Origin of the sequence: Pseudomonas sp. MEJ086 (assembly GCF_030209025.1) — a bacterium.
In the GTDB taxonomy this organism is placed as follows: domain Bacteria; phylum Pseudomonadota; class Gammaproteobacteria; order Pseudomonadales; family Pseudomonadaceae; genus Aquipseudomonas; species Aquipseudomonas fulva_A.
Genome location: NZ_JARVSV010000061.1, coordinates 1 through 12,754 on the forward strand (window position 1 = coordinate 1; position 12,754 = coordinate 12,754).

A 12,754-nucleotide genomic window follows, 5' to 3' on the forward strand; every position below is an offset into this window, starting at 1 on the left:
CGCGCCATGCGCGCGAATCGCGGGCGCGGCCCGCTCCCACACTGGGTTGCAGATACGCAGCTTGCGAGGCGAATCCAGCCAGCATCGGCGTTGAGTGCTCTGGTACCTCGGTGAGGCGTCACCCACCTACTGGCGTGAGCACCAACAACGACTGTGGGAGCGCGCCATGCGCGCGAATCGCGGGCGCGGCCCGCTTCCACACTGGGTTGCAGATACGCAGCTTGCGAGGCGAACCCAGCCAGCATCGGCGTTGAGTGCTCTGGCGCCTCGGTGAGGCGTGCCCCACCCTGCTGGCGTGAGCACCAACAACGATTGTGGGAGCGCGCCATGCGCGCGAATCGCGGGCGCGGCCCGCCCCCACACTGGATTGTAGATACGCAACTTGCGAGGTGAATCCAGCCAGCACCGGCGCTGATTGGTCTGGTGGGTCGGCAGGCCCCTACGCGATTAGTAGGGCCAGGATCGCCGCAACGGCGTGAACGACATCAACTCACCAGGTCGGTAGCAGTGGCTACGGAGCAGCGGGCTCAGGCGGACCATCAATGTGCAAGCGAATGAACGCCGCCAATTCGTGCATTGGCATAGGCCTGCCGAACACCCAGCCCTGGGCGAACTGCACGCCGGCGTCGCGCAGGATATCCCGCTGCTGCTCGGTCTCGACTCCCTCGGCGATCATCTGCAAGTCGAGACTCTTGGCCATGGCGATAATGTGGAAGGCGACTCGACTGCTCGGCGTATCGGTGCCCAATGCATCGACGAACATCTTGTCGATCTTCAGGTAATCCAGGTCGTAGGTGGCCAGGTACGAGAGACTGGAATTACCCGTACCGAAGTCGTCGATAGCAACCTTGAACCCCTTGGAACGCACGGAAACCAAAACGCCCTTGGCTTTTTCAGGCGACATGAAGCCGCGCTCGGTGGCCTCGATGAGAATATTGCGCGAGGTGCCACCTGCGTTGGCAATCAGCGACTGCAGCCGGGCTTCGGTTTCAGAAGAGTGCAGATCGTCCGCCGAGAAATTGATGGCGATGTGAATATCCGGATGGTCACGCAGCAGTTCAATCGTGTCCCTGGCGACCATCTCCATGACCTGCGCGGTGATCTGCACGATCAACCCATGCTTTTCAGCGGCCGGGATGAATATCGCCGGGCCGATGGCATCACCAGCGGGTCGGTTCCAGCGCACCAAAGCCTCTGCACCGACACACTGGCCGGTCTGCAAATCGACCACCGGTTGATAAAGCAGGTAGAACTCCCGCCGACTCAGGGCCCGCAGCAGTTGAGCCTTGAGAGACAGGCGATAGCGTGCAATGAAATACATCAGCCCTGCCAGCAGAAGCCCGACGAGCACACCAAGTGGCACCAGACGCCACATGGCGGCCTGGATCTTGCCAAGCAACTGCTCATGGGTCATGGCAGCGACGACCGAAGTTTCCCGGTTTTCTGCGGGCCGGATGACCACGAGGTACTCGCCATTGGAAAAGGTCAGTGGCTCGCCGCTGTAGTCGTTCAGCCACTCTGGCAAGAAAACCCCACGCGAGCGGACTATTACGCCTTGATCACTGACATGAGCCAGCGAAATGGAGTTGTCGGGTAGCGTGTCGAGCACCAGATCCTGAGTGATGATCGCGGCGAACCCGTCACGAGCGTTTATGTTGAAGCGAACACCCGGCACGCTGGGCAACTCCACCGAACTCCAGGAAACCACGCCGGACGGGGTGATGCGATCCGGTTCACCCAGCTCTAGCGGCTGATCGAGCTGCGTGAAAGACGCACAAAGCAGCGCGTTGTCCTGCAGATAGCCCAGCCCTTCGAGGTAAACGGAACCGGCAGCGACCGCGCGCATGCGGCGCAATTGCTCAGGAGAACAGGTGGGTAGTTGCGGCGACACCTGCATGGCAGCGATCGCGATGTTGACTTGTCTGTGCGTCTCGAAAGAACGCCGCAGCACGTCGTCGCTCAACTGCTCGAGGTAGTGCCGCGCCTCTGCATGGCCACTCTGCCAGGCGAGGGAAATGGATAAACCGATGGGCAGGACGAAGGCCACGGCACCCAGTACGCAATACAAGATAATGAGGCTTTTCTTGCGCATTGCAGCACACTCTTGCAGCAGTGATCGGCTGAGTGTACGCCGCTGCCCAGCGCAACCGCATCACATTTGTGATGCCATGCGCGCTGCCCTGAAGAGTAGGCTTTTGACCGTCAATGGTCGTGCTTGCTGCCGCCGCGACAGGTTGGCGAGTCCGGGGCGATGCCCTGGGCGGACCATTCCTGGGGCGTATAGGTGTGCAGCGCCAGGGCATGCACCTGGCCCATCAGGTCGCCGAGTGCGCCATATACCTTCTGGTGGCGTTTGACGGCATTGAGGCCGTCGAACTGCGGGCTGACGATCACGGCCTTGTAGTGGGTTTCCAGACCGCGGCTGTGCATGTGGCTCTCGTCCAGCACCTCGAGGTGCTCGGGTTGCAGGGCCGCAAAGGCCGCCTGAAGGTGTTCGATTTTCGACATCGGTTGCTCCGCGGGGGGAAACCGTGACCGGCAAGGTGCCGGCCACGACGGCTATCAGGGCTTCTTGACGCCCAGTTCAGTGCTCATGTCCGCCAGCAGCTTGTTCACCGAGGGTACCGCGCCTTCCAGCTTGGCCTGGGTGATCTGGGCGGACTGCGCGGTCAGTGCCGGCATCTTCTGCAGGACCTTCTGGCCCAGCGGCGACTGATAGAAAGCGATCAGATCCTTGAGCTCCTGCTCATTGAAGTTGCTGGTGTAGAGCTTGACCATATCGGGCTTGAGCTTGTCCCAGCCGACCGCCTTGTCCAGTTCGGCGTTGGCCTTGGCCTGGTAGGTTTCCAGCACCGCCTGCTTGCTTTCCGGGGCCTTGGCTTCGGCGAAGCGCTGGGCGAACATCTGCTGGACCTGGGCGTACACCGGAACGGCGAGCTTGTCGGCGTGGGCGAGCTGCAGGAAGCGCTCGGCATCGGCGGCATGGCTGCGGGCATCGGCCAGCACCTGGGTGCTGCCAACAGCCATCAGAGCGGCAATGCAGAGTGCGGGGATACGGGACATCGGGGTACTCCTGATCACGAGGGTGAGGTGCTTGGACCGACTGCAGCGCATTTTGTGCCCCGCGGCCGTGCCTCTCAAGCCTTTTCGTTAGCCTGAGAGATGTACCGAAGGCGATATCGCGGCCAATGACTATCGCTAAATGCCTACTGGCGCACTCTTCCAGCCAGGTCCAAAATGCCAGTACTTGTTCCTGCCGCACGACGCCTTCATGCTCGGCGGCTGATGTCGCACACACGGACGTGCCCGATGAATAGCCCTTTCGTTCCACCACCGCCGATTCCCCTGTGTGACCCGCGCGGGCGCCTCAATCCGGACGCCATTGGCTGGTCGCCACAACCGCGGGTCGCCTGCTCGCTGCCGGGCAATCTGGGACGCCGCAAGCGCTGGAATCACTGGACCATCAACACACCCGGCTGGACGCTGTCACTGATCCAGGCCGATATCGACTACGTCGGCTATGGCGCCGTGTACTTTCTCGATCTGGCCAGCGGTGAGCACGTCGCCCATAGCCAGCTGAGCCTGTTCGGGCGCGGCTGCAGCCTGCCGGATACCCCCCTGGGCAGCCATGCCTTCGACCACTCTCGCCTGCAGTTGCATTTCAACGAATACCCAGGCCGCGTGCGGCTGACCGCCACCTCGGCGAACATCGGCGGCCTGCCGCTGCATCTGGCCCTGGATATCCAGCGCCCTGCTCACCTCGAGTCGGTGAATCTGGTCGTGCCGTTCGGCTCCAGGGGGTTTCACGCCACCTGCCGGCAGGTCGGTCTGCCGGTCAGTGGCAGCGTCCACCTCGGTGATCGTGAATACCACTGCAGCCCGGGTCAGAGCTTCGCGTCGATGGATTTCGGCCGTGGCGTATGGCCGCTGCACAGCCACTGGACCCGGGCGGTGTTCGCAGCCCCCGGCGGCATCGGTGGCAATTTCGGCACGGGCTGGACGGACGGCAGCGGCCTGACGGAAAACGCCCTGTGGTTCGGCGGGTTACTGCTGCACGTCGATCAGGCCGTGCAGATGCGCCAGACCCAGGACAGCCCTCTGGCGCCCTGGCAACTCTTCACCGAAGACGGCCAGGTCGATCTCACCTTCACCCCGCGCCAGTTGCACATCGCCAAACCTCGACTGGCACTGGGCCTGCTGTATGCAGACACCCAGGAATGGTTCGGTCATTACGACGGCCTGCTGCGTGACGCCCAGGGCGAGCGCGTGCCGGTCAGGGCAGCGCTGGGCTGGATGGGCGCGTCGAAAAGCCGCTGGTAAGCGACTGGAAGTGGAACGTGTCGCCGTTGTCGCAGCCTAAACTGCCTGAACAGCAACGGAGAGCCCCCCATGAGCCGCACCGAAACCGACAGCATCGGCCCCATCGACGTCCCCGCAGAAGCCTACTGGGGTGCACAGACCCAGCGCTCACGGGTCAATTTCGCCATTGGCGAGGAACGCATGCCCATCGCCGTGGTGCATTCGCTCGCGCTGATCAAGAAAGCCGCTGCGCGCATCAATGACCGTATCGGCGACCTGCCTCCCGATATCGCCAGGCTGATCGAACAGGCTGCCGACGAAGTCATCGCTGGCCAGCACGACGAGCAGTTCCCGCTGGTGGTCTGGCAGACCGGCAGCGGCACCCAGAGCAACATGAACGTCAATGAAGTGATTGCCGGGCGCGCCAACGAGCTGGCGGGCAACCCGCGTGGCGGCAAGAGCCCGGTGCACCCGAACGACCATGTCAATCGCGCCCAGAGCTCCAACGACTGCTTCCCGACCGCCATGCACATCGCCGCGGTCGGTGCAGTGCAACGCGACCTGCTGCCCGCTATCGGCGAACTGTCCGAAGCCCTGGCGGACCAGGCCGCGCGCCATAGCCGTCTGGTGAAGACCGGCCGTACGCACATGATGGACGCCACGCCCATCACCTTCGGCCAGGAGCTGTCGGCCTTCGTCGCCCAGCTGGAATACTCGGAACAGACGATCCGTGCCGCACTGCCAGCGGTCTGCGAGCTGGCCCAGGGTGGCACGGCAGTGGGCACCGGGCTGAACTCGCCATCCGGCTTCGGCGAAGCCATCGCCGCCGAGCTGGCTGCCTTGAGCGGCCTGCCATTGCGCAGCGCGCCCAACAAGTTCGCGGCCCTCGCTGGCCATGAGCCGCTGGCAGCGCTCTCCGGTGCCCTGAAAACCCTGGCCACCACGCTGATGAAGATCGCCAACGACCTGCGCCTGCTCGGCTCCGGCCCGCGCGGTGGTCTCGCCGAAGTACGCCTGCCGGCCAACGAGCCGGGCAGCTCGATCATGCCCGGCAAGGTCAATCCGACCCAGTGCGAAGCGCTGTCCATGCTCGCCTGCCAGGTGATGGGCAACGACGTGACCATCGGCTTCGCGGCCAGTCAGGGGCACCTGCAGCTCAATGTCTACAAGCCGGTGATCATCCACAACGTATTGCAGTCCATTCGCCTGCTGGCCGACGGCTGTCGCAACTTCCGTGAACACTGTATCGTCGGGATGCAACCTGATGAGCAGCGCATGGCGGAGCACCTGGAGCGTGGCCTGATGCTGGTCACTGCCCTGAACCCGCATATCGGTTACGACAAGGCTGCCGAGATCGCCAAGAAGGCTTATCAGGACGGCACCACCCTGCGTGAAGCGGCGTTGGCGCTGGGTCATCTGACCGCGGAACAGTTCGACGCCTGGGTTCGCCCGGAAACCATGCTGGAGGCAGGGCAACATGACTGAAACCGCCAAGAGCGGCGCCACCCCACTCGAGGGTGATGGCAAGCGCATCCTGATGATCATCGGTACGCCGAAAAGTGACAGCCTGTGCCACTCGCTGGCAGAGGCTTACGCGCTGGGTGCGCGCACCGAGGGTCATGTGGTGCGGCAGATTCATCTCGGAGCGATCAGCTTCGATCCGGTGCTGCACGAAGGCTATACGCAAAGCCAGACCCTGGAGCCGGACCTGCTCGAAGCCCAGCGACAGATTCACTGGGCCCAGCATCTGGTATTCGTCTACCCGGTCTGGTGGGGCGGCCTGCCAGCACTGCTCAAGGGCTTCTTCGACCGCGTGCTGCTGCCCGGTTTCGCCTTCAAGTACCGCAGTGACTCGCAATTGTGGGACAAGCTGCTCAGCGGCCGCACCGCCGACCTGCTGGTGACCCAGGACACGCCAAGCTGGTACTTCCGCTGGATCTATGGCGCACCGGCCCATCGCCAGATGAAACGCACCATTCTCGGCTTCTGCGGCATCAAGACCCGGCGTCTGGCAGAGTTCTCCCCCGTACGCCCCTCTTCGGAAACCCAGCGCCAGAACTGGCTGCGGCGCGCCGAGCAACTCGGTAGTCGGGTATAGAGCCGGAAACGGCCACTCGAGCCGGTGGGCTGAAGCCCTCCCTACCGCCCTACGATTGAGCCAAGGGTGGGCTTCAGTGGACGCCGCCCGGGCCACCACCTGGTCGCATCACCGCCATGAGGGGCAAGCGCTCAGGCTGGCGTGGCGTGGATGAACATCAGCGCCACGCTGATGGTGAAGAACGACAGCACGGTGGCCACCAGCAGGGTCGCGCTGCAGCGATCCTCGAGGCCGAAGCGCTGACCGAGGATCGGGAAGATGCTCATCATCGGTGAGCAGGCGAACAACACCCCCACCGCCTTCATCACCGGACTGACATCAGGCACCAGCATGAACGCGCAGAGCACCGCCAGCGGATGGATGATCAGCTTGCCGGCGGATATCCACGCGGCGTCGATCCACACGCCACGGGCCCTCATGCCGAACAGCCCGGCCCCGATCACGAACAGCGCCAGCGGCGCCGAGACACCCGCCAGCATGTCGATGGGCTTGAGCAGCAGCGGTGGAATCTCGATATCCAGCAGCGACACGCAAAGCCCGATGACGATACCGATGATCACCGGGTTTTTCAGCAGTCGCCCGAAGGTCATGCGCAGTACGGTAAGCCCACCACCGCCCCGCTGCTTGCCGGCTTCGGCCAGTACCAGGGCCAAGGGAATCAGCAGCAGGTTCTCGACCAGCATGCCCATGGCCATGCCCAGCACCGCGGGAGATCCGATGGCCGCGGCCACCAGCGGGTAGCCGATGAAGCCACTGTTGGATACCGACATGCCCATGGCGTTGATCGCCGAGCCCGACAGATCGTCGCCGCGTAACCAGCGCGACACGCCGAACGCTGCCGCGAAGGCCACGCAGGAACCCAGGGTATAGGCCAGCAAGTAGCCTGGAATGAGGGTCTGCTGAATCGGCGAAGTGCCCAAGGTCTTGATCAGCAGCGCCGGCATGGCGAAGGTGATCACGAACGCACCGATGCCACGCACCTGTTCACGATTGAGTACGGCGCTCATGGCGGCGGCATAACCGAGCCCGATCAGCAGAAAGATCGGCGCGGTGATCTGGAAGATTTGCAGCACGGTTTCAGAATTCCTTGTCGCTGACTCCAGTGGCATGCCGGCTAGCGCTTTCGATCACGCTGAGCTCACGTGCCTGGAGCTGGCTAAGGCGGCTTCGGGTGCGCCCGAAGTCCTGGTGAGGCGAACCGCGACACAGTCGCTCGAGGCTGGACTCGCTGCATAGCAGCAGGTTCGCGCCCGCATCGTACGCGATATCGATCAGATTGATGAACCGCTGACAGGCGTCGGTAGGTTGCGAATCCAGGGCCGGCACGCCCGTCAGCGCCAGGCGCGGGTAGCGTTGCAGCAGCCAGAGGAAGTCCGCGGTGGAATGGGCATTGCCGCACAGCTCTGCGAACTCCAACCAGGCGCGACCGGGGGCCAGCGCCCTTACCTGCAACGGGTGATGATTGACCGTCAGCGATCGATCGCGCTGCGCCTGGTCGTCCAGCGCCAGCCAGGTTTCCAGGTAAGCCAGGCCACCTGCCGATTGTGGCCAGAGGTATTCGCCCCAGCGCTGCCCGCCACCGGGCAGCTCGCGGTAATCGATACCGGCGTCCAGCGTCAGTACGGTGAAACGCTTTTCGATCATCTCGATCGCCGGCGTGAAGCGTTGGCGGTACAGCTGATTGGGGCACAGCCCCGCAGGTGCGTAGTTGGAGGTCATCACCAGGCCAACGCCCTCCTCGACCAACACATCGAGCAGGCGCCGCAACAGCATGGCATCGCCGATGTCGTGCACGTGGAATTCGTCGAAGCACAGCAGGCGGACGTCCTGTGCCAGCGCGCGGATCGCCAGCACCAGAGGATCGGGGTGACCGGCGAACGCCTTCATGCGCTCCTGCAGTTCCTGCAGGAACGCATGAAAATGCACGCGTCGCTTGGCCGCGAAGGGTGCGGCGGCGAAGAAGGCATCCATGACGAAGCTCTTGCCACGGCCCACGCCGCCCCACAGGTAAACACCGGCAGCGGGTTTGCGCAGCCAGCCACGACGCCCGGCGCACCAGCCTTGCAGCCACCGCGCCAGGGTATCGATTGCTCGCTGTTGCTCGGTATCGGCACGAAAGCCGCGGGCGTCGAGTGCCGCCGTGAACCCCTGATGGATACGCTCGCCGATCCGCTCGACGGGCGTATCCGGCCCTCTGTCAGAAATCAAAAAACACCGTTTCGCCGTCCCCCTGAATGCGGATATCAAATCGGTAGGCCGGCTTGCCGTCAACCTCGCAGCGTTTGGCGACCAGGGTCTCGCGGCGTGATGGCTGCTCGATCAGGTTGAGCACCGGATCCTTGCCATTGGCCTCGGCTTCGTCGTCGAAATAGATGCGGGTATGCAAATGGATGTTGATGCCCCTGGCGAACAGCGAGACGTTCACGTGGGGTGCCATCGCAACCCCGGCGGCGTTGTTGACCACGCCGGGCTTGATGGTCTGCACCGTCCATTCGCTGCCGGCATCGAAGGTGGTCGCGGTACGACCGAAGCCGTTGAAGGGCTTGTCCAGATCGTACTCGGTGTCATAGCGGCCCTGATGGTCGGCCTGCCAGAGTTCCAGAAAGGCATCGCGCACCAGGTGGCCGTTGCCATCGTAGACGTGGCCGATCAGGGTGATGTGCTCACCTGGCGCACCGGGTTGGGCCATCTGGTTCCAGATTTCCTGGTCGCGGGTCGGGTTGCCGGCGGCGGCCAGTGCCAGGCCGATATGAACGTAAGGGCCGGCTGTTTGCGAAGCGGTTTCGCGCAAGAGTTCGACAGGCATGACAGGCTCCTCAGCAGTTCTCGAAGTGGGTCTTGCGCTGGCCGCGCAGCACGATATCGAAGCGGTAGGCCAGGCAGTCCATGGGGTTGGCCATGCTCATGTCGAGCCTGGCGATCAGCGTCTGTACCGCGTCCGGGTTGGCGATGGCCTTGACGATCGGGCACAGCGGGATCAGCGGATCTCCTTCGAAATACAGCTGGGTGATCAGTTTGGTCGAAATCGACGGGCCACTGATGGAGAAGTGAATGTGCGCAGGCCGCCAGTCATTGGGACCATTGCGCCACGGGTACGGACCCGGCTTGACGGTGCGAAAGCTGTAATTGCCTTCGCTGTCGGTCAGGGCCCGGCCCACACCACCGAAGTTCGGGTCCAGCGGTGCCAGGTAGCGGTCGTTCTTGTGACGATAGCGCCCCCCGGCGTTGGCTTGCCACATCTCCACGAAGGTGTGCGGGATCGGCTTGCCGTACTGATCCATCACTCGCCCGCAGACCAGAATGCGCTCACCAACCGGCAGGCCACCGTTGTTGAAGTTGAGCAGCAGGTCGTTGTCGTGCCGGCCCATCTTCAGATGGGTGAAGTTCGGCCCGGTGGTTTCCGAAATGGACTGCGGAATGCTCACCAGCGCCTGACGCGGCGAACGCGGGATGGAGGTCTTGTAATCGGGAGTGAAGGCTTTGGGGTGCCAGTTACGATCACGAATGACGAAACGGCTATTATCCTCAACAGGCATGACAGGCTCCGGTTATTGAAATTATGGAGTCGCCCCGTTGACCGTGCTCAGGCTTGGCGGACGGTACGGGTTCTACAGACAATGATCACGCAGGCAGCGCGTCGCGCCCAATGAATATAACCCGCCCATCAATAACCCATGGGTTATGAATTAAGATTGGATTAAATCCCGCCATCGCCCTCGACCAGGCCCGGTGCGGCCCTATCGGCGCAGCGGTGAAGCACCGGATAATGCAAGCCACACCACGGCTGCATCGGCAGATTAGCCACCCTGCCCGAGGATCGCTCCCCATGCTTACGCCACTTCATCAAACGCTGGAAAGCACTCGCCGGCTCGACTTGAACCAGCCTGCCGACGCGCTCATCGCCCTGCGCAAGATCCACGGTTCGACCCTTGACGGCATCCCGACCATCTATCACTGGTCAGGCCGTGTCTGGTCGCGAGTCGAGGGAGAAGCGGACCGCCTGCTGTTCCGGGTCGAAGGCATGAACATCCGCCAGCTTGGCACCCTGCAAGACCCCAGGCGCGGAATCGGCTTCCGTCATGTATCCCGGGAGCTGATGCTCTACCTCGACCCACTGACGGGCGAGCCACTGCATAGCTGGCACAATCCCTGGACGGGGGCCGATGTAGCCGTCATGCACGTGGCCAACGACCCGGTGAACCTGCCGCCCTTCTTTGAGCGCGACGCGCAGGGGCGCCCTTTCATAGCCCCTCTGCGCATGCAGGCTGAGCGGGTGTTCCTGAGCGCCGAGATTCCTCTGTTCCATGACAATCCACTGGCCGGGAACCATCAGGATCTGGTGGGCAATCAGTACCACGCCATGGAAATCTTCAATTTCACGGCTGACCGCGAACAATTGCTGCGCACCGATACCGATAGCGCCAACGCCAGTGTCGCCTGGGTCCGCATTGCGCCCTGGCTGCCCTTCATGCGCATGGGCAGCCGACCAGGCCTGATGGTGTTCAACGCTACGGGCCAGCAGGTGCCTGGCATCGCTGCATTGCCAGCGGTGCTGCAGACGGTCATTGCGGACGAGTATCCCCGCTATGCAGCGCCACCACCTCTGGATGACCAACGCCCCAACGTCACCAGTTGGACAGCTGCCCGCGACCGGCTCGACAGGCGCCAGGAACCCGCTTAGCGCAACGTTGCCGACTCGCGGCAGACCTCGAGCAGGCTCAGGATCGGTGCCCGTGATACTCCGAAGCCAACTCGCGCAAGGTCTCGCAACACCACTGGGCAGCCAGTGAAAGCGGCAGTGCCGCGTTGCTGCAGATACCGACCGAACCACCGGGCTCGCGAATGCCCAGAGACAGCTCCGCCAGTTCACCGCTTTGCAGGTCAAGGCGTACCGCGTCCAGCGGCGCCACCCAGACCGCGTCGCTGCATTGCACGTAACGCCGACTGAGGGCCGGCGAGAGGGTTTCCAGTCGTTGCCGGGGCTGCGGCACACCGCACTGCACGAACAGGCTGTCGGCATAGCGGCGAATAGTGGTGCCGGCCAGCGGCAGTACCAGTGGATAGTCACCCAGTTGCACCAGGCCCTCGTCGCCCAGTGCGAGCAGAGGGTGCCCCGGGCGTACCACCAGGCTCATCGATTCGCTGTACAGGTGTTCGAAGGTCAAACCCTGGATCTCCGGGCTGTCGGTCATACGACCGACCACCAGATCCAGCTCGCCAACCCGCAGCTGCGACAGCAGATAGGCACTTGGCCCGGTGGCGACACTGACCACCAGCGCGGCGTGACGCTCGTGCAGGCGGCGCACCACCTCCGGAATCAGCAGGCTCTCGACGGTCGACAGCACGCCAACGCGCACATGGCCGGCGTCATGCTCGCCGCCACGCAAGCTCGCCACACCATCGCGCAGCGCCTGCACGCAAGGCCCGGCGTAGCGCATGAACGCCAGACCGGCGGCCGTCAGGCTGACACCGCCCTTGCCCCGCTCGAACAGCACGGCAGCGAGAATTTCCTCCAGTTCCTTGAGCGTCTTGGATACCGCCGGCTGGCTGATTGCCAGAGAGTCGGCAGCCTTGGCGAAACTGCGTTGGCGGGCGATTTCCAGAAAGCAGGTCAGGTGGCGGAATTTGATGCGGTTATCGAGGTTCATGGCCATGGGGTGCTGTTGAGGGCTGCGCCACAGTACCAGAATGCCCCGTTCGCGCGCCTCCCGAGCGGGCAGGCGTTCACGATTTTCAACAGCGTCACACGACAGGCGACTGCGCTAATCCGCCAGGAAAGCAAAAGAGCGCCTGCAAAGTGCAGAAAACGGCAGCGTTCCAGCCTTTGTGCGGCGGACAGCATCCGTTTGAAAAGTGCCCACTCTAATTTACGACAGGGAATATTGAACACTCAAAAATCTATATATGACGTTAGCGGCGATAGTTATTCAAACGATCAAACTAAAGTGCCAGCACTTCATCACTTGCACGCCGGCCTTAGTTGTCCAAGTTTCTGTCCAACTCCTGCCAGAGCCATTAAGGGCCCACCAAAAATCCCGGCGATGAAGGTAAACATGACCGCCTGTCGCCCTGAGTGAGCCAAAAACCTGACAAGCGCCTCCCAGAGCGACTCTCGGACAGCTGAAAGCTCCAACCAGAAGCGCCTATCACAGTCGAAAATCAGTCACTTGCGGCGTAATCGCAGCGAAAACCTGCTGTTTTCCATTAGTTCCCCGCCGCGCGGCTCGACATTGAAAATAGTCGAAACTTCTTCTTTCCTACCTAGGTCATGAACTACGTGGGAATTAATAATCAGAAAGCAGCTTTTCCTCCGGCCCTGACACGGGATTCAACTGGAACGACATGCGGCATATTCCC

The 12,754-nt window shown here is 62.8% G+C and carries 12 protein-coding genes; 4 read left to right on the forward strand and 8 right to left on the reverse strand.

Features of this window, described 5'->3' with window-relative positions; all coding sequences use genetic code 11:
* Positions 1 to 511: 511 nt before the first annotated feature.
* The 3 genes from QRN22_RS25915 to QRN22_RS25925 all read right to left on the reverse strand — a co-directional run bounded on the left by QRN22_RS25915 (position 512) and on the right by QRN22_RS25925 (position 3,063).
* Positions 512 to 2,092 (reverse strand): EAL domain-containing protein, encoded by a 1,581-nt coding sequence (locus QRN22_RS25915; protein WP_052493850.1) that lies wholly within the window; start codon positions 2,090 to 2,092, stop codon positions 512 to 514.
* Between the two features lie 110 nt (positions 2,093 to 2,202).
* Complete coding sequence (locus QRN22_RS25920; protein ID WP_042555711.1) at positions 2,203 to 2,508, reverse strand: BolA family protein; 306 nt, start codon at positions 2,506 to 2,508, stop codon at positions 2,203 to 2,205.
* A gap of 54 nt (positions 2,509 to 2,562) precedes the next feature.
* Positions 2,563 to 3,063, reverse strand: coding sequence for a DUF2059 domain-containing protein (locus QRN22_RS25925; RefSeq protein WP_042555710.1), 501 nt, complete (start codon positions 3,061 to 3,063; stop codon positions 2,563 to 2,565).
* A gap of 246 nt (positions 3,064 to 3,309) precedes the next feature.
* Between QRN22_RS25925 and QRN22_RS25930 the strand changes: the two genes are divergently transcribed.
* The 3 genes from QRN22_RS25930 to QRN22_RS25940 all read left to right on the forward strand — a co-directional run bounded on the left by QRN22_RS25930 (position 3,310) and on the right by QRN22_RS25940 (position 6,397).
* Positions 3,310 to 4,320, forward strand: a complete 1,011-nt coding sequence (locus QRN22_RS25930) for a DUF2804 domain-containing protein (protein WP_042555709.1) — start codon at positions 3,310 to 3,312, stop codon at positions 4,318 to 4,320.
* Between the two features lie 69 nt (positions 4,321 to 4,389).
* A complete protein-coding gene (locus QRN22_RS25935; RefSeq protein WP_042555708.1) occupies positions 4,390 to 5,784 on the forward strand; it encodes a class II fumarate hydratase in 1,395 nt (464 codons plus the stop codon).
* Positions 5,777 to 6,397 carry an NAD(P)H-dependent oxidoreductase gene (locus QRN22_RS25940; RefSeq protein WP_042555707.1) on the forward strand — a complete coding sequence of 207 codons (621 nt, stop codon included), beginning with the start codon at positions 5,777 to 5,779 and terminating at the stop codon, positions 6,395 to 6,397. Before QRN22_RS25935 ends, QRN22_RS25940 begins: the two co-directional genes overlap by 8 nt.
* Before the next feature lie 131 nt (positions 6,398 to 6,528).
* On the opposite strand, the gene QRN22_RS25945 is transcribed toward QRN22_RS25940, so the two are convergent.
* Genes QRN22_RS25945 through pcaH form a run of 4 tightly spaced genes read right to left on the reverse strand, consistent with a single transcriptional unit; the run spans position 6,529 to position 9,933 of the window.
* Complete coding sequence (locus QRN22_RS25945; protein WP_042555706.1) at positions 6,529 to 7,470, reverse strand: AEC family transporter; 942 nt, start codon at positions 7,468 to 7,470, stop codon at positions 6,529 to 6,531.
* Positions 7,471 to 7,474: 4 nt separating this feature from the next.
* Positions 7,475 to 8,605, reverse strand: a complete 1,131-nt coding sequence (gene zapE, locus QRN22_RS25950; RefSeq protein ID WP_082045871.1) for a cell division protein ZapE — start codon at positions 8,603 to 8,605, stop codon at positions 7,475 to 7,477.
* On the reverse strand, positions 8,595 to 9,203 hold the full coding sequence (gene pcaG / locus QRN22_RS25955) for a protocatechuate 3,4-dioxygenase subunit alpha (protein ID WP_042555705.1): 609 nt from the start codon (positions 9,201 to 9,203) through the stop codon (positions 8,595 to 8,597). Before pcaG ends, zapE begins: the two co-directional genes overlap by 11 nt.
* Before the next feature lie 10 nt (positions 9,204 to 9,213).
* Positions 9,214 to 9,933, reverse strand: coding sequence for a protocatechuate 3,4-dioxygenase subunit beta (gene pcaH / locus QRN22_RS25960; protein WP_042555704.1), 720 nt, complete (start codon positions 9,931 to 9,933; stop codon positions 9,214 to 9,216).
* A gap of 290 nt (positions 9,934 to 10,223) precedes the next feature.
* On the opposite strand from pcaH, the gene QRN22_RS25965 reads away from it, so the two are divergent.
* Positions 10,224 to 11,078 (forward strand): DUF1838 family protein, encoded by an 855-nt coding sequence (locus QRN22_RS25965; RefSeq protein ID WP_042555703.1) that lies wholly within the window; start codon positions 10,224 to 10,226, stop codon positions 11,076 to 11,078.
* A gap of 37 nt (positions 11,079 to 11,115) precedes the next feature.
* On the opposite strand, the gene pcaQ is transcribed toward QRN22_RS25965, so the two are convergent.
* The gene (gene pcaQ, locus QRN22_RS25970; RefSeq protein WP_042555836.1) at positions 11,116 to 12,045 is read right to left on the reverse strand and encodes a pca operon transcription factor PcaQ; all 930 of its coding nucleotides are present in this window, start codon (positions 12,043 to 12,045) and stop codon (positions 11,116 to 11,118) included.
* Positions 12,046 to 12,754 lie beyond the last annotated feature (709 nt).

Bases quoted from the DNA above. Each gene is read 5' to 3' on its own strand.
- QRN22_RS25920 (WP_042555711.1), bottom strand. From the start codon at position 2,508: ATGTCGAAAATCGAACACCTTCAGGCGGCCTTTGCGGCCCTGCAACCC.
- pcaH (WP_042555704.1), bottom strand. From the start codon at position 9,933: ATGCCTGTTGAGGATAATAGCCGTTTCGTCATTCGTGATCGTAACTGG.
- pcaQ (WP_042555836.1), bottom strand. From the start codon at position 12,045: ATGAACCTCGATAACCGCATCAAATTCCGCCACCTGACCTGCTTTCTG.
- QRN22_RS25925 (WP_042555710.1), bottom strand. From the start codon at position 3,063: ATGTCCCGTATCCCCGCACTCTGCATTGCCGCTCTGATGGCTGTTGGC.
- QRN22_RS25965 (WP_042555703.1), top strand. From the start codon at position 10,224: ATGCTTACGCCACTTCATCAAACGCTGGAAAGCACTCGCCGGCTCGAC.
- QRN22_RS25935 (WP_042555708.1), top strand. From the start codon at position 4,390: ATGAGCCGCACCGAAACCGACAGCATCGGCCCCATCGACGTCCCCGCA.
- QRN22_RS25940 (WP_042555707.1), top strand. From the start codon at position 5,777: ATGACTGAAACCGCCAAGAGCGGCGCCACCCCACTCGAGGGTGATGGC.
- QRN22_RS25930 (WP_042555709.1), top strand. From the start codon at position 3,310: ATGAATAGCCCTTTCGTTCCACCACCGCCGATTCCCCTGTGTGACCCG.
- pcaG (WP_042555705.1), bottom strand. From the start codon at position 9,203: ATGCCTGTCGAACTCTTGCGCGAAACCGCTTCGCAAACAGCCGGCCCT.
- QRN22_RS25915 (WP_052493850.1), bottom strand. From the start codon at position 2,092: ATGCGCAAGAAAAGCCTCATTATCTTGTATTGCGTACTGGGTGCCGTG.